18 protein-coding genes are annotated in these 24310 nt (G+C 33.7%); 7 read left to right on the forward strand and 11 right to left on the reverse strand.

Annotated elements, in window-relative coordinates; translation table 11 throughout:
• Positions 1 to 273: 273 nt before the first annotated feature.
• Both BED47_RS20865 and BED47_RS20870 read left to right on the forward strand, forming a co-directional pair.
• A complete protein-coding gene (locus BED47_RS20865; protein WP_025671591.1) occupies positions 274 to 834 on the forward strand; it encodes a GNAT family N-acetyltransferase in 561 nt (186 codons plus the stop codon).
• A 68-nt stretch (positions 835 to 902) separates the two neighbouring features.
• Positions 903 to 1028 (forward strand): YfhE family protein, encoded by a 126-nt coding sequence (locus BED47_RS20870; RefSeq protein WP_069035250.1) that lies wholly within the window; start codon positions 903 to 905, stop codon positions 1026 to 1028.
• A 106-nt stretch (positions 1029 to 1134) separates the two neighbouring features.
• Here BED47_RS20870 and BED47_RS20875 read toward each other — a convergent pair whose 3' ends face one another.
• The 3 genes from BED47_RS20875 to pflB all read right to left on the reverse strand — a co-directional run bounded on the left by BED47_RS20875 (position 1135) and on the right by pflB (position 4563).
• The gene (locus BED47_RS20875; RefSeq protein WP_069035251.1) at positions 1135 to 1314 is read right to left on the reverse strand and encodes a hypothetical protein; all 180 of its coding nucleotides are present in this window, start codon (positions 1312 to 1314) and stop codon (positions 1135 to 1137) included.
• A 177-nt stretch (positions 1315 to 1491) separates the two neighbouring features.
• Entirely contained in the window at positions 1492 to 2241 is a 750-nt protein-coding gene (gene pflA / locus BED47_RS20880) for a pyruvate formate-lyase-activating protein (protein ID WP_069035252.1), read from the reverse strand.
• A gap of 96 nt (positions 2242 to 2337) precedes the next feature.
• The gene (gene pflB, locus BED47_RS20885) at positions 2338 to 4563 is read right to left on the reverse strand and encodes a formate C-acetyltransferase (protein WP_286143764.1); all 2226 of its coding nucleotides are present in this window, start codon (positions 4561 to 4563) and stop codon (positions 2338 to 2340) included.
• A gap of 385 nt (positions 4564 to 4948) precedes the next feature.
• Between pflB and BED47_RS20890 the strand changes: the two genes are divergently transcribed.
• The 4 genes from BED47_RS20890 to BED47_RS20905 all read left to right on the forward strand — a co-directional run bounded on the left by BED47_RS20890 (position 4949) and on the right by BED47_RS20905 (position 11169).
• Positions 4949 to 5842 (forward strand): ATP-binding protein, encoded by an 894-nt coding sequence (locus tag BED47_RS20890; RefSeq protein WP_069035254.1) that lies wholly within the window; start codon positions 4949 to 4951, stop codon positions 5840 to 5842.
• Between the two features lie 19 nt (positions 5843 to 5861).
• The gene (locus tag BED47_RS20895) at positions 5862 to 7739 is read left to right on the forward strand and encodes a vWA domain-containing protein (protein ID WP_069035255.1); all 1878 of its coding nucleotides are present in this window, start codon (positions 5862 to 5864) and stop codon (positions 7737 to 7739) included.
• A gap of 233 nt (positions 7740 to 7972) precedes the next feature.
• Positions 7973 to 9895, forward strand: a complete 1923-nt coding sequence (locus BED47_RS20900) for an LTA synthase family protein (protein WP_069035256.1) — start codon at positions 7973 to 7975, stop codon at positions 9893 to 9895.
• A gap of 122 nt (positions 9896 to 10017) precedes the next feature.
• The gene (locus BED47_RS20905) at positions 10018 to 11169 is read left to right on the forward strand and encodes an AI-2E family transporter (RefSeq protein WP_069035257.1); all 1152 of its coding nucleotides are present in this window, start codon (positions 10018 to 10020) and stop codon (positions 11167 to 11169) included.
• Positions 11170 to 11237: 68 nt separating this feature from the next.
• Here the strand turns inward: BED47_RS20905 and BED47_RS20910 are convergent, their stop codons facing one another.
• From BED47_RS20910 to BED47_RS20945, 8 genes are all read right to left on the reverse strand, one after another.
• Positions 11238 to 11720, reverse strand: coding sequence for a methylated-DNA--[protein]-cysteine S-methyltransferase (locus BED47_RS20910; protein WP_069035258.1), 483 nt, complete (start codon positions 11718 to 11720; stop codon positions 11238 to 11240).
• Positions 11721 to 11748: 28 nt separating this feature from the next.
• Entirely contained in the window at positions 11749 to 12225 is a 477-nt protein-coding gene (locus BED47_RS20915; protein ID WP_069035259.1) for a GNAT family N-acetyltransferase, read from the reverse strand.
• Positions 12226 to 12236: 11 nt separating this feature from the next.
• On the reverse strand, positions 12237 to 12728 hold the full coding sequence (locus tag BED47_RS20920; RefSeq protein ID WP_069035260.1) for a DinB family protein: 492 nt from the start codon (positions 12726 to 12728) through the stop codon (positions 12237 to 12239).
• A 112-nt stretch (positions 12729 to 12840) separates the two neighbouring features.
• Positions 12841 to 13590, reverse strand: a complete 750-nt coding sequence (locus tag BED47_RS20925; RefSeq protein WP_069035261.1) for a sulfite exporter TauE/SafE family protein — start codon at positions 13588 to 13590, stop codon at positions 12841 to 12843.
• Between the two features lie 635 nt (positions 13591 to 14225).
• On the reverse strand, positions 14226 to 15182 hold the full coding sequence (gene glsA / locus BED47_RS20930; protein ID WP_069035262.1) for a glutaminase A: 957 nt from the start codon (positions 15180 to 15182) through the stop codon (positions 14226 to 14228).
• A gap of 101 nt (positions 15183 to 15283) precedes the next feature.
• On the reverse strand, positions 15284 to 17203 hold the full coding sequence (locus tag BED47_RS20935; RefSeq protein ID WP_069035263.1) for a DEAD/DEAH box helicase: 1920 nt from the start codon (positions 17201 to 17203) through the stop codon (positions 15284 to 15286).
• 558 nt (positions 17204 to 17761) lie between these two features.
• A complete protein-coding gene (locus BED47_RS20940) occupies positions 17762 to 22030 on the reverse strand; it encodes a S8 family serine peptidase (protein ID WP_084007024.1) in 4269 nt (1422 codons plus the stop codon).
• Positions 22031 to 22160: 130 nt separating this feature from the next.
• Complete coding sequence (locus BED47_RS20945; protein WP_069035264.1) at positions 22161 to 23441, reverse strand: helix-turn-helix domain-containing protein; 1281 nt, start codon at positions 23439 to 23441, stop codon at positions 22161 to 22163.
• A 427-nt stretch (positions 23442 to 23868) separates the two neighbouring features.
• Here BED47_RS20945 and BED47_RS20950 point away from each other — a divergent pair, with 427 nt between their 5' ends.
• Positions 23869 to 24231, forward strand: coding sequence for a VOC family protein (locus BED47_RS20950; protein WP_069035265.1), 363 nt, complete (start codon positions 23869 to 23871; stop codon positions 24229 to 24231).
• The last annotated feature ends 79 nt before the right edge of the window (positions 24232 to 24310 follow it).

The following is a 24310-nucleotide window of genomic DNA, read 5'->3' on the forward strand; positions in this document are numbered from 1 at the left end:
GAACGTTTGCGGTAAATTAAATAGAAAGTGTGAAAACACTTTTCTTATATAGTATTTTAACGGGAAAGGCAAATGGTGAGCCACCAGTAAATCGCTGGTCCTAGTGGGTTCGATTCCCACCCCGAAATTTTAGGGTGCATTAAAAAATTATTCATAATTTATTCATAGTTAATGCACTTCACAGGACTTTAAATTTTATTGTTTTAGTCCTCACAAAAATTTCGCGGGTGGCGTAACCTTCTTTCGCTACCCTTATTATGAGGAGGAGTAGAGATGCTGAAACAGCGAGATTTACAAGATTGTTCTGTACTTTTTGAACTTATGGTGCATCCTGATGTCTTTCCCTTTGTGCGCCATAAAGCAAATTCGTACGAAGAATTCTTATTTATCACAAAACAAGCAATCGAACTAGAAGAACAAGGAAAAATGATATCAAGAACAATCTTAGATGAGTGGGGTAACCCTATTGGTAACATTTCTTTACATGATATTGAAGATGGATATGGCTTTTTAGGAACTTGGTTAGGCAAACCTTTTCACGGAATGGGTTATAATAAACCAGCAAAAGACGCTTTCTTCCATGAGTTATTTCACGATTTAGGAATCAACTCTATTTTTATGCGTATTCGTAAAGTGAATAAACGTTCTTTTTATGCTGCAAGTAAACTACCATACGCATCATTAGCAAATGAATCACGTAAATGTCTATATGATGAAATAAATCAAAATGAAGAAATTTACGATCTATTTGAAATTACTAAAGACAATTATTTATTGCATACAATGCGTGAAGATTACCAACAACATGAAGTTACACATTTAAAAGAAGCATAATTAAGTATATCAGCCACAAAAAATGGAGAGACTTACTAAGGATTTTATAACTTAGCGAGGTGTTTTTTGTGGATAAACGAAAAGATAAAACGAGACGTAATTTAAGTTCTACTCAAGAAGTATTATATGCAAAAGAATTTAAAAGAGCTGATCGTGCTGCAGGTTATACTAATTTTAATGGCATAGGCAAATAATTTTATTCAAAAAGGCTTTCTTAGGAAGCCTTTTTTGTTTTTCTAGAATAATTTTATAACGAGTAATGCTCCGTATAACTATCTTGCAAAATTTACAATATCTTATTTAAATTTCACTTGATTCAATAATATAAACCGAGGACGGTCTAACATAATATTCCTTACTAAGTTTTTCCTTTATTCGATGCATTTCATCTTCAATTTTTTCTCCTCGAACAAAAGATCCCCCTTCGATTCCATTCTGATCATCTATTAAAACATACCAAGAAAATCGAAACTCCTTCATTAAAATTCACCCTTTAAAATAAGAAACTAAAAATGACTATTTTTCATTATATTCACTAACCTCAAATTTATTTTAGTCAATCGTCTAAATAATCTTAAAAAGCTAATAAAATAAACTGTCCTTTAAATGTTAGACGCCTACTAACATAAAAAGGACAGTTCAAAGTAATTAGTTTTATTAACAAGTTTGTAATTCTTTCATTTGAGTTAATAGTTGATAAGCATGATTTACACTTTCATTTGATGGTGGTTGAATATCTTTTAAAGGATATTTTAATCCTAATGCTTCCCATTTATAAACTCCTAATTGATGATATGGTAAAATTTCTACTTTTTCCACGTTACTTAAAGTCTTTATAAAGCCACCTAGTTTTATTAGATCAACTTCAGAGTCGGTGATTCCAGGAACTAATACATGTCTAATCCAAACCGGGATATTTCTATTGTCCAAGTATTTAGCAAAGCATTTAATCTGCTCATTTGATTTTCCCGTAAGTTTTATATGTTTTTTTCCATCAAAATGCTTTAAATCTAATAAAACTAAATCAGTGTATTCTAATACTTCGTCTAATTTTAATAGAAAGTTTGGATCAGTACTGAAACATCCACCAGATGTATCAATCGTTGTATGAATCCCATTTTTTCTACAAGATTTAAACAGTTCTAATAGAAAGTCTAATTGTAATAATGGTTCTCCACCACTAACCGTAACCCCACCTCCAGATGATCTCATAAATGGGATATAGGTCTTGATATCCTTTATTACTTGATCAACTGACATTTCTTTACCTGCTCCAATTTTCCACGTATCTGCGTTATGACAATATTGACATCTTAATAAACATCCTTGAGTAAAGATTACATATCTAAGACCTGGTCCATCGACAGTTCCACAAGTTTCTATTGAATGTATATTTCCTGAAACCATTGTCATTCTCCTCTGAACTAATTTTTTCCTTACTTACCAAAAAACATTAAAGCCTAGAGAAGTATGTCCCCCACTAGGCTTTAAACACAGTGATTTTTACATAGAACCGTGGAAAGTTCTATTTATTACGTCAATTTGTTGTTCCCTAGTTAGTTTTATGAAGTTAACTGCATAACCTGAGACTCTTATCGTTAATTGCGGATATTCTTCAGGATGTTCCATCGCATCCATTAATGTTTCTCGATTGAACACATTTACGTTTAAGTGATGGCCACCTTTTTCCGTATATCCATCTAACATTGCTACTAAGTTTAATATTTGTGTACTCTCGTCCTTACCTAAAGCTTTTGGAACGATTGAAAAAGTATTTGAAATTCCATCTTGTGCATCCTCGTAAGGTAATTTCGCTACAGAACTTAATGATGCTAGCGCTCCATTTGTATCTCGTCCATGTAACGGATTGGCACCCGGAGCAAATGGTTCACCTGCTTTTCTTCCGTCTGGTGTATTACCCGTCTTTTTACCATAAACAACATTAGACGTAATCGTTAACACTGATGTTGTATGAATTGAATTACGATATGTTTTATGCTTTCTTACTTTTGCCATAAAGCTTTCAACAAGTTCTACAGCAATATCATCTACAAGATCATTGTTGTTCCCGTATTTTGGATACTCTCCCTCAATTTCAAAATCAACAACGATTCCATTCTCATCGCGAATTGTTTTAACATTTGCATGCTTGATAGCTGATAATGAATCAGCACAAACTGATAATCCTGCAATACCTGTTGCCATTGTACGTTTTATATTTGCATCATGTAACGCCATTTCAATTCGTTCATAGCTATATTTATCATGCATAAAGTGGATACAATTTAATGTGTTAACATATAAGCCTGCTAACCAATCTAATAAAACGTCGAACTTAATTTTTACTTCTTCATAGTCAAGATACTCAGATGTAATTGGAGCATACATAGGTGCTACCTGAGCTTTTGACTTTTCATCTTTACCACCATTAATCGCATATAACAATGCTTTAGCAAGATTTGCACGTGCACCAAAGAATTGCATTTGCTTACCGATTGTCATAGCGGAAACGCAACATGCAATGCCATAATCATCACCATATTCCGGACGCATGATATCATCATTTTCATATTGAATTGAGCTAGTTTTAATTGACATTTTTGCGCAATATTGTTTAAATCCGACTGGTAGTTTTGATGACCAAAGGACAGTTAAGTTAGGTTCTGGAGCTGGTCCTAGGTTATCTAAAGTATTTAAAAAACGGAATGAGTTCTTTGTTACAAGTGGACGACCATCTATTCCTATTCCACCGATTGACTCTGTTACCCAAGTAGGATCGCCAGAAAATAATTCATTATAATCAGGCGTACGAGCAAACTTGACTAATCTCAGTTTCATTACAAAATGATCGACTAATTCTTGTGCGTCTTGTTCAGTTAAAGTACATTCTTCAAGATCTCTTTCTATATAAATATCCAAAAATGTTGAAACTCGCCCTAAGCTCATAGCTGCTCCATTTTGTTCTTTTATTGCTGCTAAATAGCCAAAATATAACCATTGGAAAGCTTCTTTTGCGTTTGTCGCAGGTCTAGCAATATCAAACCCATGTTTTGTTGCCATTTGTTTTAATTCATTTAATGCACGGATTTGTTCATTTAGTTCTTCACGATCCCTTATTACTTCTTCTGACATAACACTTGTTGTTTTATTTAAAGTATCAATTTTATCGTTGATCAGTCGATCTACACCATATAACGCTACCCTTCTATAATCACCAATAATTCTTCCACGACCGTAAGCATCAGGTAGACCAGTAATCACACCCGAACGTCTTGCTGCTTTCATTTCTGATGTATAGGCATCAAATACGCCTTGATTATGTGTTTTTCGATATTCTGTAAATATTTTACTTATTTCATCATCAACCTTATATCCATAAGACTCGCATGATGCTTCAGCCATTCGAATTCCACCAAATGGTTGTAATGATCTTTTAAACGGTTTATCTGTTTGGAATCCAACAATTTGCTCTAATTCTTTCTCTAAGTATCCTGGTTCGTGTGAAGTAATCGTAGATACAATTTTCGTATCCATATCTAAAACTCCGCCATTTTCGCGTTCTTCTTTAGATAATTTAAGTACTAGATCCCATAGTTTGTTAGTTGCATCTGTTGGGCCTAAAAGAAAAGAGTCATCCCCAACATAAGATTTAACATTTTTTTGAATAAAGTCCCTTACATCAATCGTTTGTTCCCATCGTCCAGTTTCAAATTGTCTCCATTGTTCCATCGTATTACTCCTCCTCTTCTGCATATAATACAGAAAGTTAATTAAGTATATAACAGATTACATATCTAATTTAACATACGATGAACCGAAACAATCCTTTGTATTATGAACATATTGTGAAACATTGAACAAAGTGGTTAAAAAGTTAACTCATATAAACACTTAATTCTTTCCACTAAATTACAGTTGCTTCATATATATAGTAATTCACTCTGAAAACTTTCCTGTTAAACGACAAACTGTTATACTCAAAAGATAGTAACTGTATTAGCAAAATCTTAAAAATATGTGGACAAGACATTCACAATTCAAATATGCGATAATACTATGGTTAATACACAAATGAATAGTCCAATTGAACAATGTTTATATAAAGGAGTAATTTATGAATACAAAACTAAATCTTTCTAGTTCGATTAATGAAAAATTAAATTTAATATATAATGAACAAATTCAAAAAGTTCTAAAAGAAGAGCAATTATTAATCGGAACAAAACAATATGTTTCTCAAGATAAAACGATTTTAGAAGATGCTATTACTGCCCTTCTACTTGGTAAAAATATATTATTAAAAGGTCCAACAGGAAGTGGTAAAACGGTTTTAGCAGAGACTCTTTCAAAATTGCTTTATCAACCGATGCACAGCATAAACTGTTCAGTCGATTTAGATTTAGAAGGTATAGTTGGATACAACACAATTGCCTCTAATACGAACGGATCTGAAGTAGTATTCATCGATGGACCTTTAATGAAAGCAATGAAAAAAGGTCATATTTTATATATTGACGAAATTAACATGGCTAAACCAGAAACATTACCATTACTACATGGTGCACTTGATTATCGAAAAATGATTACAAATCCATTTACTCAAGAAGTAGTAAAAGGTGACGAAAACTTTAGAGTAATCGCCGCAATAAATGAAGGATATGTAGGAACAAGCGAATTAAATGAAGCTTTAAAAAATCGCTTCATTATCATAGATGTTCCATATATTAACGGGGAATCATTACTTCAGTTATTAAAAGATGAATCTGAGCTAAAAGATGAAGAACTACTGAAGAAATTCACAAACTTTTCAAGTGATTTAATTCCATTAGCAAGTGAAGGCAGAATTAGTGAAGATGCAGCAAGTATTCGCGGTGTTCTTGACGCATGTGATTTATCTGTTCATATACCAGTGCTTCGAGCAATTGAACGCACAATTATCGCTAAATTAAGTGATGACATTGAGCGCGAGACTGTTAGAGAACTAGCTGAAAGTTATTTTCTTTCTTGAAATGAGTGATGATTAACATATGAAACAAATCATTTTTAACAATAAAAAAATCGACGCTTCTACTTTTCTTCAAATGGAAAATTTATCAATTTCTCTTTCGAAAGATCGTAGTTCATTTTTAGAATTTGATTTTCAAGCGTATTACGACGATGAAGAACAAAAATTTACTGTAAGTCATTTTTGGGATACACAAGAGCATAGTACACAGTTACAAGGTTTGAAATCAGATGTTTACTTAAAAGCTTTAGGTAACAAACATTACTCAGATTTTAGTGAATTCAAAGATACACTAAAGGAATTACAAGAAACTCATTTAAAAAGTTTTTTCACACAATTGTTTGTCCTTCTTGAGGATATCCGACTTGAAGAGTTGATTATTCATCAAAGGCCAGGTACAAGACAATTATTTTCTACGAGAAAAAAAATATATAGACATTATTTTCAATCACAATTCAAAGCAAATGAAATGCGTAATTTCCAATTAGATCAGTTGTTTTGTTTAATTTATCTTTCACTTACTTCTACTCAATTAACTTATCAAACGAATGAACAACTAGAGGATATTTTACCCATCCTCTTCCAAGCGTTTGAAGCTAAGAAAACAAGTGATATTTCTTCTATTGTATTTAGAGTGCAGCAGAGATTACTCTCACTATATAAGGAAGATATGATTCACACATATTTTGGCTATTTACCGTTAAATAAAATTAACGAATTAGCTTCATGTAATAGTAAGGTAAAAGAGCTTCAAAATGACGACCAACAAGAGGGTCTTGATGAAAGAAATAGCGAAGATGAAAGATTATCAACCTGGCATAGAGAAAGTAAAAATAATGAAACAGATGATAATTTTTTACGATTTGAAGTTGAAAGTGGTACAAAAACTTCTATTAAAGCAAATTTTGCACGAGAAGAAGAGGCCGGCGATCAGGCAATTGCAAATGCATTTGGTTCCTCTAAACAAGGAGAGAATAAAAAGTCAAAACAAACTGATTCATATGAGGCTACGAATTCATCCTCTGCGCAGCAAAATCCTTTTGGTAAATACAATAGTAATGTTTCTATTAAATATAAAGAAGCAATTGGGCAAACAGTTACTGAAAAGAAACAGTATTCTACATTGTCTTCAATGGTATCTAAAGATGTTAAAGAACTAAGAAAAACGATTGAAAAATCATTAGAAAATAAACAAAATGCACCTACTGATAAATACTATGGTAGGTTAAATAAAAAATGGATTCGACTTTTCACAGATGAAAATCCTAAAATGTTTTATAAAAAACAAACTGAATCGAAAGAATTAGATGCTGTATTTTACTTACTAGTAGATTGCTCGGGATCGATGTTTAATAAAATGGATGAAGTGAAAAAAAGCGTCATTTTATTCCATGAAACATTAAAACAATTAAAAATCTCTCATAGCATTAGCGGCTTTTGGGAGGATGCTTCAAATGCTACAAAAGAAAACAAACCAAATATTTTACATCAAGTCATTCCGTTTTCAAGCTCTTTATCACCTTCTGTAGGTCCAAATATCATGCAGCTTCAAGAAGAAGAGGACAATCGTGACGGCTTAATGATTCGAATTGTTTCAGAAGAACTAGCTAAACGTTCGGAAAAGCATAAGTTTTTACTCGTATTTACAGACGGCGAACCTTCAGCATTAGATTATTTCCAAGATGGGATTATCGATACGCATGAAGCAGTTAAACAAGCTAGAAAACTTGGAATTGAGGTAATCGGTACATTCATTGAGGAAGAAGAACATCAAGAAGAAACTTCACAATTAATGAAAAATATTTATCAGCACCATTACTTAATCGCTTCAAATGCAGAAGATTTAAGACTACAATTAAAACCAATGTTAAAAAAGTTATTATTAAGAAGCATAGAATAAGATAGTTGTCCATAAGATGAAAAGAAATAGGTTTACTAGTAACCTATTTCTTTTTATTTTATAAGAAGTTAGAATATTTTGTCGAACAGATTTACATAATGAAATCGTATTTCCTATTGATTTTTAAAATTAAACGGAGTACGATAAATTTTGACGACTTAGAGAGATGCATATTTAAAGAAAAGCTAGTGAATGACCGCTAGTTTGTTTTGTATTTAAGGGGGATTAGGACTATGCCTACTTCAATTAAAGCAACATTTTCACGTGTACGTTTCGTATTACTAGTTGCGTTAGTAGTTTGGCTAAAAACGTATATTGTTACTCTGTTTGGATTCGATTTAAAAATTGATACCGTCTTTCAAAATGTAATATTATTTATTAGCCCTTTGGCATCCTCATTATTCCTTGTAGGGATCGCACTTTTTTTCAAAGGGAAAAAACGTAATACGATCGCGCTTTTGATTAATTTCATTTTAACCTTGCTATTATGTGGAAACGTTTTATTTTACGGATTCTTTAACGACTTCATAACATTACCAGTGCTGTTCCAAACTAGTAATATGGGTGATTTAGGATCAAGCGTAAAAGAACTAGCAAGCTTTAAAATTCTTTTTATGTTTATTGATATTCTTATCCTATATTTAATCTCAAAGAAATTTCCTAAATTTTCAAACACTGGTCGAGTACCTTCATTTATGAAGTCAACTTACTATTTAATTACGATTGCAATTGCAGTTTTAAACTTAGGTTTAGCTGAAATGGAAAGACCCGAATTACTTACTCGTTCGTTTGATCGTGAAATGCTTGTAAAAAATCTTGGATTATATGTGTACCAAGGTTATGATTTATCACTTCAAACAAAGACTTCAACACAAAAGGCCTTTGCGGATAGCAGTAAATTAACTGAAATTGAAAACTATGTAAATAGTAACGGCGCAAAAGCAAATGCCAAGCTTTTCGGTAAATATAAAGGAAAAAATGTTATTGTTATTTCTTTAGAATCAATGCAAAATTTCACAATTGGCGCAAAGGTTAATGGGAAAGAAATAACTCCATTTTTAAATAAATACATTAAAGAAAGTTATTATTTTGACCACTTCTATCACCAAACCGGCCAAGGAAAAACATCTGATGCGGAGTTCATTATTGATAACTCTTTATATCCATTAGACCGCGGTGCTGTCTATTTTACACATGCAAATAACGAATATATGGCTACACCTGAAATTTTAAAAGATCAAGGATATTATTCAGCTGTATTCCATGCAAATAATAAAAGCTTTTGGAATCGAAATGTAATGTACCCTTCTTTAGGTTACGATCGCTACTTTAATGAAGTAGATTATAATATTACCGATGAAAACTCGGTAAACTGGGGATTAAAGGATGAAGATTTCTTTCAACAATCACTTCCTCTTTTATCACAAGTGAAACAACCGTTTTATACTAGATTCTTAACTTTATCAAACCACTATCCTTTCGTACTTGATCCTCAAGATCAATACATTGATCAATATAATTCTGGTGACGAGACACTTGATCGTTATGTAACGACAGTACGATATATGGATGAATCAATTAAACACTTTGTTGAAGGTTTGAAAAAATCAGGTCTATATGATAATACAATTCTTGTAATGTATGGTGATCATTATGGTATTTCTGAAAACCACAATCGTGCAATGGCTCAGTTCTTAGGTAAAGACGAAATTACTCCATATGACCATATGGATTTACAACGTACACCATTTATTATTCATTTACCTATGCAAAAACAAGGTCAAACAATCTCAAAGGTTGCTGGTCAAATTGATGTAAAACCTACGATTCTTCATCTGTTAGGCGTTGATACAAAATCAGATATTGAATTTGGTAAAGATTTATTTAGCCCAGATTATTCGGAATTCATTGTTTTCCGTGATGGAAGCTTCGTTACAAGTAAATATTATTATGTAGCTGGCTCTAATGAATTTTATAATCGATTAACTGCTGAAAAAGTAGAAGTTCCTGATCAAGAAGCGAAACTATTAATTGATAAAGCTAAAAAAGAACTAACACTTTCAGATAATATTGTTTACGGTGATTTATTCCGTTTCTACAGTGGCAACAAGCATAAAACAGGTACAATGCAAACAATAACTGAACCAAATCAGTAAAATGTACTTCAATTAAATTTTTAATTTTATCCACCGAGAGATGCTTTTACAAGCATCTCTTTTTGTTATAATATGGTATTTATACATAGTTTTTTAATTAAAATATAGTGGGAGGATATTAATTGTATAAAAACTCTAAGTTATTATTTTGGACGATCGAATTACTATTATTATTCTTAGTCTTATTCGTTGGAACAAAAATATCATTCTTATTTCAACCAATTGGCATTTTAGTTAGTACTTTATTCGCGCCAATACTTGTTTCAGTCTTTCTATATTTCCTATTCGCACCAATAGTTGATTTTTTAGAGCGTAAAAAAGTGCCTCGTTCAATAGGCATTCTTCTTCTCTATCTCGGATTAATCCTAATTGCTGTAGTATCTATCATTAATGTATTCCCAACCTTAACTGATCAATTTAAAGATTTAGTAAATAATATGCCAACAATTGTAAATGAAGCAACAAATAAGATTGGTCTATTAGAGAAATGGTTAGGAAGTCAAAATTACGTTGAAATTAAAGATTTAGAAAAGAAAGTCGCAGACTATGCCCTAGTATTTATCGGTGGCATAACTGGTGGAATTGGTGCGTTTTTCAATATTTTAAGTAATGTAACGTTAATCATATTAACAGTTCCATTTATACTGTTCTATATGTTCAAAGATGGTCATAAGTTTCCAGCTGCGATGTCGCGTTTTTTACCGCAAAGCTTAAGAAAAGAAGCAATTCATATTGCAAATGAAACAGGCGAAACATTAGCATCTTACATTCAAGGTCAAACGATTGTTTGTATTTTCGTTGGAATTGGAACATTTATTGGATATAGTATTATCGGATTACATAATGCCCTAATTTTAGCGTTAGTAGCTGCTATTACAAATATTATCCCATACTTTGGCCCGTTTATCGGTGGAGCTCCTGCAGTGATCGTTGCGGCTCTAATTTCTCCAAAATTAGCGTTATTCGTTGTACTAATCATTGTAATTGTTCAACAAATTGATTCAAACTTAATCTCACCATATATTATGGGGAAAAAGTTAAATATTCATCCTTTAACGATTATTCTATTATTATTATTCGCTGGTAACTTTGCTGGTGTACTTGGTATGGTTTTAGCTGTGCCAACCTATGCAATTTGTAAAGTAGTGATTGTTAATATATCTAGGATCATCAATTTAAGGAAAAAAGCAAAATTCGCAGATAAGATTATTGATGACGACATTGAAACAAATATCGAAATAAACATTAACAACGATAACGACCAAAAAGAATAAAAAAGAGCAAGAATAATGAAGTTGGAGTGATTTCCACTCCTAACACTTCCATTATTCCTGCTCTTTTTTTACAAGTTAAACGTCTCTCTTCCCTGCTCTCTATTTAAAAGCCATTCTTTCCTCCACAGTCCACCAGCATAACCAGTTAGCTTACCATTTGACCCAATAATACGATGGCATGGAACGATGATACTTAATGGATTTCTTGCATTTGCATTCGCAACAGCTCTTACTGCCTTCGGATTCCCTATACGACTAGCAATATCCGCATATGAAGCAGTTTCTCCATATTTAATTTTAACTAGTTCCCTCCACACACTTTCTTGAAAAGGAGTACCTTTTGCAATTGATTGAATACTAAATTCCTTCCTAGATCCATTAAAATATTCAATCAGCTCATTTGCAGCATCCTTTAAAGAAGGAGGTACTATTTTTTGAATATCATCATTGTCTTCTTTGACAAAATCTATATATGACACTCCTTTTGCATTTCCAACGATCCTCAACGTACCTAACGGAGTGTCTATATAAGCTGTATCTAATTGATTCATAAATCATTCTCCTATGCATTAAGTTAGATTATTTATCTAAATTTGGAAAATACTCCATTGCTTCATTACATTGATTATAACCGTTCCGCTTATAAAAATTAACTCCTTGCTCACTTGGCCAAACAATAACAAATTCGAACTTCATTTCACTTACCCATTTATTCACTTTGGAGATTAATTTCCCTCCAATCTCCTTCCCTCGATAGTCCTTTAATGTATATACATTCGTCATGAAAGCAAAAGGATTAGTCACTCTACCAGGTCGGGGTACTTTTTGAATAAGTTCAATATAAATATGGGAAACAATTATATGTTCTATTTCAGCAACCCATATATACCACTGTTTACTGTTTATTGCATTTAGTAAAAAATCACGACATTCACTGTAAAAGTCATTGTATTCGCTCTCTTTAATTCTTCCAGTCTCATAATCTTCCAAAGTAAAGTCCCATCTCATCTTAATTAACTGCTCAATATCTTTTATTTCTGCCAACCTCAAATTCATTTTATGCCCCCTTAATCCTCTGTACCTAAAACATCGGTATTAGGTGGAATATACCCCATCTGTCGAGCCATCGAGACAATTTGTCCTTTATGATGATATTCATGTGTGATTGCATGTACTAGTAATTTTATCGGTGTGATAGATATTTCTTCATTTTGATCTCTCCAAGGAATCTTTCTTACAATTGGTTTATTTAATTGATCAAGTTTCATATCCAATAATTCACTCACGAATAGATCAGCTTGTTCAAATCTTGATTTAATATCATCAAGACTAAGATTTACAACGTTTTCCTTTGGCGTAATTGCCTTTTTCGTTTTCAATAATATAAAGGATCCAACCCATGCAATATAACATTCAGCCATATGTAGTAAAGTTTCTCTAACACTTTGGAAACCAAACCCGTCTAATTTACGAGTAAAATCCTCTTGCTTTAATTCACCACAAAAATTTAACAATGCTTCACGATTTTCTTTTACCCATTGATATTCCTTCAGATTCACTACAATCACCTCTTAAATTATTGATTAATTAAGCTATTCTATTGAGTGGTAGAAATTACCTTTAAGTAAAATGATAAAAGGTCTGCGGAAACATCCACAGACCTTGATTCTTTTATACAAATAACTTTAAACTTACTTGAACAATTAATAAAACAGAAACTGAAATTAATAGAATTCTAGCTAACTTCATTGGAACAAATTCCGCAAATCTTAATCCTACTTGATTACCTACAATTGAAGCAGCAGCCATCGTCACAGCAATTTTCCATTGGAAGTGACCTGTCATATAAAATATAATAAATGCTGATAAACAACTCCCAAAATTTAATACTCTAGCCAACTGAACTGCATTAACATAAGTAAACCCTTTTTTAATAAAATACAAGATTGCAAATGTTGAAGAACCTGGACCAAAGCCCCCATCATAAACACCAATACCCGTCAAAATGCCCCTATCTAGCAATGTTTGCTTTTCAACACCACTTTTATTCGTAGTTTCATAGTTCCACTTTTTACTTGCAAAAGTTAACCATAATGAACCAGTTAATAAGACTAATGCCACAATATTCATTACATGTTCATCTAACATACTCGTTACAAATGCACCAATTCCCCCACCAATGAAAGAAACTAATATAAATTGAAAAATGACTGAAGCCTTAAAATCTTTCTTTTTAATTGTATAAAGAATACTACTAAACGACCCTAGACCTGAGGCAAACTTATTTGTGGCAATACCCGTTTGAATAGGAATGCCAAGAAAAATCATCATCGGGAGTGTAATTAATCCCCCGCCACCTGCTAATGTTCCAACTACTGCTGCACCGATTCCTAAAATAAAAAGTAATAATAGTGAGTCCATTTTCCTATCTCCCTTTTTTGCGTCTACCCTTACTATACACAAAATATTCGAAAAAAGGGAAACTAAAGACCTCATTATTTGTGGTTGATTATGGAATAGCAGGACTAAGGAGAGAAATTAAAAGAGGATTGGGACTTTATCACTAAAATGAGGAACGTGATAAAACTGCAATTAAGTCAGTACTGCAAATAAGTGATAGTAGTCCGCAAATAAGGGAGCTAACTGTGCAATTAAATGAGGAATAGCTGCAAATAAACAGCGAACTGCAATTAAATTTCGAAAATCGCAAATAATAACAGCAGAACTGCAATTAAAATTAGAGAATCGCAAATAAAAATAGCAAAACTGCAATTAAAATCCCAAGAATCGCAAATAAGTTAGAAGAATACCTATAGTAGTACAGGTATTAAAACGTAATTACCAGGCAGAAATAGCTAAATTTCAACTGGAATAATAGCAAAATCGCTCTAAGTATTCTCTAATCGGATAAAAAACGATAAAAATATGCTAGTTTACTATAAAGAGTAGCAGTCCCCCCCTCACAAATGAATAATACTGACGAGATACCCCGCATCAACATAAAAAAGAGCTTGCCCACCCGTCAATTAACCTGACTTATGGACAGCCCTCTATATTTAAAAAATACTCAAATTATATCGTGAAGCCAGTAACTCTAATAATTTTATACCGGCTATACTATTTCCTTTTTCATCAAGTGACGGGCCATAAACACCAATTCCAAATCGGCGAGGTACCGCACCCATAACACCGCCAGAAACACCACTTTTAGCAGGAATTCCAACTTTAATCGCAAACTCACCCGATGCATTATACATCCCACAAGTAACCATAAAAGTGTTACAAATCTTTGCGATTTTTTCAGGTATAAGCTGCTTTTTAGAAATTGGATCCCAACCATCAAGCGCGAAAATAAGTCCTATTCTCGCCATTTCTAAACAGTTTATTTCGATTGAACATTGTTTTGTATATAAATCTAATAACAATTCAACATCTTCAGTAATAATTCCATGCTCTTTCATAAAGTAGCAAAGCGATCTATTCAAGTGCGCTGTTTCAAATTCAGATGTAGCAACTTCTTTCGAATAAGAAAGATCTTTATTATCTGTTAAAACTCTCATAAAGTTTAAAAGTCGTTGAAAGCGATCTTTTATACTATGACCTTTAATCATACTTGTAACTGCCAAAGCCCCCGCATTAATCATTGGATTTAACGGCTTTCCAGCAGACCTAACTTCTAATTTTGCAATTGAGTTAAACGGATCTCCTGTAGGCTCCATCCCTACTCGCTCAAATACATAATCTTCGCCACGATCCATTAAAACTAAAGCTAGCGAAATTACCTTCGAAATACTTTGCAAAGTAAAACGAATGCTCGTATTTCCAGCCTCAAAATGTCTTCCATCAGGCAAAAACACAGCCAACGATAAATCCTTTTTATTTGCCTTTGCAAGAGCAGGAATATAATTGGCTACTTTTCCATACGGAATAAACTCTTTTGCCTCTTCAATAAGGGCTTTCAATTCCTCTAAATTGTGTACTTCTTTTTCCTCTCGAAATCCATTCTGCGTCATAAAATCACCTATTTATTTAATTTTTAAGGGAAAAGACCTTCCCAAAATCACTTTATAAGATTATTCCTACAACTATTAACTACCTACTCTTCACGTTTTTCTTATCTACTTCTTCTACTAGATCTGCCTTCATTTCTTGATTTCCCTGCACTTCTTGATCTTCCAACACTTTCTGTTCTTTCGCCTCTTCTAGAATTCCCCGCATTTCCTGGTCTTTCCGCTCTACCGGCATTTCTCAGTCTATCTCCCCTGCTTGCAGTTCCTGCTCTTTCTGCTCTGCCTGCATTTCCCGTTCTTTCCGCTCTGCCTGCATTTCCCGCTCTTTCTGCTCTGCCTGCATTTCCTGTTCTTTCTGCTCTGCCTGCATTTCCTGTTCTTTCTGCTCTGCCTGCATTTCCTGTTCTTTCCGCTCTGCCTGCATTTCCCGTTCTTTCCGCTCTACCTGCATTTCCCGTTCTTTCTACTCTGCCTGCATTTCCTGTTCTTTCTGGCCTGCCTGCATTTCCTGTTCTTTCTGCTCTGCCTGCATTTCCTGTTCTTTCTGCTCTGCCTGCATTTCCTGTTCTTTCTGCTCTGCCTGCATTTCCTGTTCTTTCTGCTCTGCCTGCATTTCCTGTTCTTTCTGCTCTGCCTACATTTCCTGTTCTTTCCGCTCTGCCTGCATTTCCCGTTCTTTCTGCTCTGCCTGCATTTCCCGTCCTTTCTGCTCTGCCTGCATTTCCTGTTCTTTCCGCTCTACCTGCATTTCTTGTTCTTTCTTCTCTACCTGCATTTCCTGTTCTTTCTTCTCTACCTGCATTTCCTGTTCTTTCCGCTCTACCTGCATTTCTTGTTCTTTCTTCCCTACCTGCAATTCTTGTTCTTTCTGCTCTACCTACATTTTCTGTTCTATCCGCTCTGTCTGAACGTTCTCCTCTTTCCATTTCAATTCTCTTAATTGAAAGATTAAGTTCTTTTTCAATTACTCTCATATCTTGAAAATCTTTTGGAGTAGCAAATGTAATCGCAATACCAGTATCTCCTGCTCGTCCTGTTCTACCAATTCGATGTACATAACTTTCTGTATCCAATGGTATATCATAGTTGAACACGTGAGTAACACCTTCGACATCAATTCCTCTGGCTGCTACATCTGTTGCAACTAGATATTGTATTTTAGCTTCGCGGAACAATTTCATAACTTTTTCACGCTTGCCTTGGGTTAAATCTCCGTGTAGTTCTTCAGATAAAAGACCTTTTCCTTTTAGCTGTTCATTTAATTTATTAGCTCTTCTTTTTGTTCTACAAAAAATGATTGCTAGAAACGGCTCTGCTTCTTTGATTTGATTCAATAAGGCATTAAGTTTTCCGCGATCTGTTGTTTCAATAATTAATTGTTCAATTTCATCTAGTGTAATTCTTTTCGCTTTTACTTTAATAATTTCTGGCTTTTTCATGTAACGCTTTGCAAGTGATTGGATTTGATCTGGCATTGTAGCAGAAAATAATAAAGTTTGTCTCGATACAGGAGTATGATTGATAATATCTTCTACCTCGTGTAAAAATCCAATATGTAACATTTGGTCTGCTTCATCAAGCACTAGAAAATCAACTTTATCTAAATTTATAGTTCCTCTTCTTAAATGGTCTAAAAGTCTACCAGGTGTTGCAATGATTAAATGTGCACCACTTTTTAGTTTACGCGCTTGTTGTTCAACATCTTGTCCGCCGTACACAGCAAGTACTCCAAAATCATCACTAACAATCCTTTTAGCCTCAGCAGTAATTTGAAGAGCCAACTCTCTTGTTGGAGCAACTACTAATGCTTGTGTATGAGGTAATTCTAAATTAATTCTTTCAAGGATTGGAAATAAGAATGCAAATGTTTTACCAGTTCCTGTTTGCGCCTGTCCTATTAAATCCTTCCCTTCAAATACGATTGGAATTGCTTTCTCTTGAATCGGGGTAGGCTCTGTTATCCCTAATTCAGTTAGATACTCAGTTAATTCCTCACTTAAACCTAAACTTGAAAATTTATTCATTATATTTACCTTACTTTCTATTTTATATCATTATAAATAATAATGGTTGTTTCATATATTTACTCAAAAAACGACTAATCCATTGTATCACAACGTTTATTAATCTTTTAAAATTATTCTTATATAACTGTATATGTATAATTGATTAAATTTCTTCTGCATCAAGTTATTTTTCACAATTCCTTGGTAAAATAATCAATAATTCATTAAAATTTAGGAACCAAAATTTCTATATGTTTTTAAAGAATTAATCTGTTAGTTGATTTTCACTTCAGGATTCCCGCTTTCCATGGGGCATGAGCTGAGCCTCATCGTTCCTGCGGGGGTCTCAGGTTTCCCGCATACCTCATAGGAGTCGGGTATTCTTCCGTTCCAATCAACATCTTCAAATTTTAATAAAAATGATCTAGAATAATCATTACTTAATTGCCAGTTAAATTAAATAAACTAAGAATAGCAATCACATCATACAAATTAGCTTTTTAAAAATCTTCATTTTTTCTACAGCATAAAAAAAACGGTAACCTTTTGTAGGTTACCGTTTAACTAGTTATTGTATTACTCTAATCCAAGTGCTTGTAAAACATTATCTAATGTTTCACCTTTATACTTTGTCGCTGCTTTTGGTGAATTGTCATTCCATGGATTTTGCATTAGGTAGTTATTGATTACATATTGCATATCTTTTGCATCAACAACACCATCATAGTTAATGTCCGCATCACGTTTATTTGTACCCCAATAAGTTTGGATATATAAAGCGTCCTTTACATCAATGACATTATCTTTATTTACATCTCCTCCAGGAATATAGTCATAATTCACTGGTTTTGATCCAGCTGTAACTTTTCCGTCTTCTTTTACTCCGATTGTAAAGTCTTTAGAGAAAGTAAAGTGACCTGGCACATCAATTTTTAATGTAAAATCTTCATCTGTAATTGGTAATCTCGTTCTAAATGCTGATGGTGCTAGACTGCCAGCGTAACCTAAAGGATCAGATACACCGTATTCTTTACCATTTACGTCTTTCACACTAATTTTTGAACCTGTTTTATTGAAGTCAATTTGTTTCGCCATAGGTTCTCCAGCTAACGACATTAATCCTTCAGCTTGAACTTGTGCTCTCATTAATGAATAGGTTGGTGTAATATAGAAATATGGTTGAATTCCTTGTGTTGTCACAGTAGTATTATCGACATTCGTATAAACAGCGTTAAAGTATCGACTTGAACCTGTTGCACTGTAGAAGTTCATTGGTCCTTTGTAGTATTGGTCTTTTGCTTTTAATGTTAAGTCTACCAATGATACGTCTCCAGCGATTCCGGCATTTGCTAAATCTCCAGTTGCTGTCGCAGTGATTGTCATTTTAGTTAATGAACTATTAAATTGAGCAGTTGTATACTGTACATCTAGTTTACCTTTGAATGACGAGTTCGGTTGAACATTCACTAAATTAAGGTACTGACTTGGATAAAGGAAAGTGAATTCAGCTTTCTTTACATTTGTTTTCACATTTTTTGTTGAGAACGTTAATGTAGTAGATTCACCCATATTTATACGTTGCTTGTCAGCAATAGCAGTTGTGTATGCAGTTCCTTTTCTAACAAAATATGCATCAATAAAACTACCGTAATTTCTTACAGTTGATTTAGTATAATCTGAGAAATCGTACTCAGTAATAGCATTAACAACTGGACCAGATGTACTTAATGGTATTTCAGCGTTGAAATTACCTTGTGAGTCTAGTGAAATGCTTTTTTCCTGAGAATTATTAGGATTATAATAAGTAAAATTATTGTCAGCCTGAGATGCAGTAATGCCTGCTGCTTTCATCTCGTCTATTTCTTTATCAAATACATTACCTGATACAGTAACTTTCGTGTCAGTTGGATTAGTAGTTTCGTAAATACCGCCAGCCTTCATATTATTCATTGTTACCTTTGCTTCTTTAACCCCATTGTAAACCGGTGCATCTGCCGTGAAAGTTTCACCTTTATCGTTTGTGCCTACCATTCTAATTTTATATAATCCTGGATCTAATTCTTTAAGGTCATATGCAATTGGGTTATCTGAATCACCAGTTAATGGATAGTATTGACCATTATTCAGAACACCACGGAAATAATACTCAATTTTCTCATCTGCTCCCATTCCATCAGCTGAACCTAAGAATCCAAACTCTTTGTCTGTTTTTGGATCCACAAGGAAGAAATCAAAATTACGCATATGTGAATTTAATTTGAAGTTTACGCCAATTGACCATCTTGTCGCATTACTCGCCGCTTCATATGGCACTGTAAACGCTGGTGGATTACCCGTTAAGTAGTCGATACCTTCTTTTACAGTATGAATAGCAAATGGAATTTTATAAGTATCATTAGGATCCTTTTGGTTTGTATATACTACATACCCTTCATATGTTCCAAGCTTTGCTGTTTTAGGAACATTAATTGTCGCATCCATATTTGCACTGCCATATCGTTTTACTTTTACAGAAGATTTAACATCTAATGTAACCCCGTTAGCAGAAGCATCTTGATCTGCTCTAGAATCATTTGTATATCGTGCATCCAACGTTTGGAATTGTACCTTTACATCATATGTTTTATCGACGGAACTCTTATTAAATAACGTGATTGAACGATTATCTGATAAGTCTTTACCAGTAACAGGTTGTTCACCAAAGCTTAGTGCACCAGTAATGTTTTTTATTTGTTTGATTCCCTTATCTGCTAGAGTTGTAATAGAATTTCCTACTTCTTTTACAGTCGACGTTTTGTCTTTTACTTGAATTTCCGTCTGAGCATGAACAGCATCATATGGGTTTACACGACCAGCACCAACTTCGTATACACTGTATTTATCAGATAAAGGATCTGCTGTGTTCATCAAAGTTGCTTTAATATCTGAAGGTGACATATCAGGATGAGCTTGTTTTAATAATGCTGCTACACCGACAACATTAGGAGTTGCCATTGACGTTCCAGATAAACGCTCATATGCGTATTGATAGTTTCCAATTTGATCAACTCCATGCATATAAGAAGGAACAGTAGAGAAAACAGATACCCCAGGTGCCGTTACTTCTGGTTTAATATCGTATAACACACGGGATGGACCACGTGAGCTAAAAGGCGCTAATTTATCACCAATTGTCACTTGTTGCTTCATATTGCTAAATGTGAAGCCAAGAAATGTACCTTTAGATGCCCCAACTAAAGGCAATTTAGCAGCTAGGGCACTTCCTTGTGCGTAACTTAGTAAAAATGTTGGAAGTAAGCCATAGCCATCTCCAAGGTAAACGTCACCTAAAGGAACTTGTGTATCATATAATACAACGGCTTTTGCTCCATGCGCTTTAGCTGTCGAGATAATTTGAGTAATTCCATAACTACCTCTTTGTGCTAACACCACTTTTCCTTTTACATCGATTGGATCAGAATTACCAGCAGCCCCCATCCAATAACTAGCCTCACCACCAAATGATACATTTACCATTTGTAATGTTTGTCCTTCAAAATCACCTACATTATCAGTTAAACTTTTAGCAGCTAACTTTAAATCTGCAGGTAAATCACCTGTTGAAGAATGTAATGCACCCGTAAAACTCGGAATTGAAACAGATGTGTCACTTGCTCCAACTGTAATTGCTAAAGGTGCATTACCAGGAGCACCAAGTGAATACATTCGATCCCCAGAGTTACCTGCTGCGACAATCGCTGTTACCCCTGCAAGAACAGCATTGTTTACTGCAATACTCGTAGGATATAATGGATCATTGTAATTCGCTCCAAGAGACATATTAATAATATCCATTCCATCTGACACTGCTTTATCAATCCCCGCCAAAATAGCTGATGTAGAACCAGATCCATATGGGCCTAGTACACGATAAGAATAAAGATCAGCTTCTGGTGCAACACCTTCTACAGCAAAGTCTGCATCATTTTTAGCTTGTCCAGCAATAATTCCAGCTACATGAGTTCCGTGTTCAGTATAGTAGGCCTCTCCGTTAGAAGATAATTCTGGCTGGCCAGATTTTTTCCAATCTGCATATGTCGTTTCCATTGGGTCATTGTCATTATCAACGAAATCGTATCCACCTTTAAATGCCCCTTTTAAATCTGGATGATTGTAATCAATACCAGTATCAAGAATACCAACTTTTACTCCCTTGCCTGTAAAACCTTCTTGATGTAATTTTTCAACTCCAGGAAATGTAACCATTGTATGAGTTGCTGCTTGCTTAGTTGTTGATACATCACTGATTGAAGGTGGCTCAACTTGAACTTGCATATCACTCCAAACAGCTTTTACTGCTTTAGATTTAAGCAGTGATTTTACTTTGTTCGCTGGAAGAGTCATAGAGACCCCATTAAATGCTTTTTTATATGAACGTTTAATAGAATATGGATTTTTCTTTGACTTTAATTCACTGCTAAAAATTGTTTTTAAATCTTTTTGGAACGTATCATGTGACTCGTCCACCTTTGCTTTTGCATCATCCGCTGATAGCGTTACACCATCTGATTCTGCCTCTAAAACCGCAGTCTGCTGTGGCTTCTCCTTAAACTCGACAATGACAGAAGTAACCTTGTCACTTGTTTGATCGACTTCAGAAGATAATTGTAGTCCCTCTTTGTCACTTAATTTCAATTGCTTAATTGCCTCACGTTGCTGCGGAGTAAGATTTGCTAATACTTGTTCAACCTTTGAAGTTGCTTGTGCATGAACTTGTTGTGAAAAGGAACCTGGTGTCATTGTAGTACTGATAAGTCCTGTTGTTAATGCTAATGTTGTAACATTCCTAAACATTTTCTTTTTCAACTACTATCCCTACTTTCTTTTCTTAATAAGTTCATTATAATGAAACTTGATATAATTTTATTTTCTGAAAATTATGTCAAATAGTGTTTTTTTTTAAAATTTTTTTCTTCTTCAAACAAATAGAATAGAACTATGCAAAGTTGCGCTTAGAGCTCTCCTTAATACCATTAATACTTAATAGTTGTATATACTTATTTATTTGGTCAGAAGTCGCATGATCCTTATATCTCCAATATATAAGAAGACATTTATTGAATCTTTCTAAATTGCCTATTTGATTTGCAGTATAGGCTACATCCAGTAATTCATCTAAACCATTTGGCAGCTGTAGGCTTTCACACTGATAAAAAGCATATGCATAACGAAAATCCAAATGCACCTTCTGTTTTAACCATGGTTCGGCATCTATTATCAATTCTTCAATTGTATGTTTATATAAATCTAAGATTCTTTTAGCGTCATCTAATCGATTCAAACGAATAAATGCTTCAAGTACCTTTGGTAATCCAACATATACATCTTCTCTATCTTCTAGCCAACTAAGATATTGATCTACATACTCGAGTTGTCCGTAATCCAAATAAGATGCAAGTCGATTTCCAATAGCTAAATCAGCAAAATAATCACTGACCCCCGCATATTGTTCTGTAAGTTCTATTATTTCTTCTAAAGAGCCCCCCAGGCGTGCAAGTGCAAAACTTTTATACATAAGTGCTCTACCATAATACTCTCCGTTTTTAACCAATTTCCTTAATCTCTCAGAGTAGTAAAGTACCTCTTCCCATTGCTCACGTCTATAATAAAATGCAGAGATCCATAAATATGCTTCCATTCTAACTTTTTTCGGCATGCAATACAGATACTCCAACACATATGTCAATGCGGTCTGACCATCCTCTGTCATTCTTAAAATATAAAAACGCCTATAATAACTAATTGCCAACAGTTCTAAAACGTCCTTCGAATCACATTTAATAATAATCTCATACAATAACAAGGCTTTTTCTTCTTTACCAACTTTAAAAAGCTCTTCTGCGACAAAAAAAATATAATTCAAATATTCGATTTGAATCGAAACTGATTTTTCAGTTGTCATTAGATGTAACAGATTTTGACAATGTTCCTCGTAACCATTAGTAAAGCATTTGAATAAAAACTGTACACTTTTACGCTTGTCCAAAATTTGGTCTTCATTAAAACACTCCTCATAAAAATATGAATAAAGTGCGTCTTCCTCCAACCCAATAGCTTCTGAAATGGCATCCAAATACTTTAGTGTAAGCGAGCGCTTATGATTGAAAATACGACTAATTTCACTAATATGTATACCTGACTCCTGGGCCAAATCTGTTTTTGTCCAGCCTTTCTCTTTGCATATACATTGAATTTCATTAAATAGAGCTGCGTTCATTCTTCTCACCTACCAATTAAATTTACTTCTGCTCAGCCCCAATCGTTACAAACGGCCAATCTTCTTAAAGTTATTAAATTACAATTTCATTATAACGAGACTTGATATAATATTATTTCTGAAAAATATTGTCAATTTGCATTTAATCTTGTAAACATACTCTATTTTTATTGACCAGCAATTGAATAAGGGCTTTCCATTAGTCACATAATGACGCAAGAATTAATTAGTTAATATTATATGAATCTACTTGATAACTTTAAGACGTTATCGATACATACTAGATGATTGCAGGAAACCTAGGCATTAGAAAACTCTTTAACTAAAATACTAGAGATGTGATTCATTTTACTTTTTAAATGATAAAAAAGGTAAGCATCTGCTCTGCAAAGAATAGTTAGTACAGTAAATAAAAGGAGCTGATTAAATGAATGGAGTTTTAGATATTGTTATTTTTTGTAAAGACGCAAACTCTTCTAAAAGCTGGTATGAAAAAGTTGGATTTGAATATTTAAGAGGACATGATGGTATGCATTGGTTTAAAGCAGGGAATGGCGAGCTAATGCTCCATCCTAAAGATACGCAATCCAATACTGATGCAGTCTTTCAATTAATTGTAAGTGAAGTCGATCCACTATTTGAAAGTGTGTTGGAAAAAGAATTGACGCCATTGGATTTCTCAAATGGAGAAAAAGTCATCACAGAACCTACTGTTCAGCTATGGGGCTATAAGGAATTTTGCTTAAGAGATCCAGACGGTTACATATGGGCATTTGTTCAAAAATCATAATTAATTAAAGTAAGAAAATCCACAGGATAAATTCATTTTCCATGTGGATTTTCTATTTTTTTAGTTTAAGATTAATGAT

The organism is Gottfriedia luciferensis (genome assembly GCF_001712755.1).
Taxonomy (GTDB): domain Bacteria; phylum Bacillota; class Bacilli; order Bacillales; family Bacillaceae_G; genus Gottfriedia; species Gottfriedia luciferensis_B.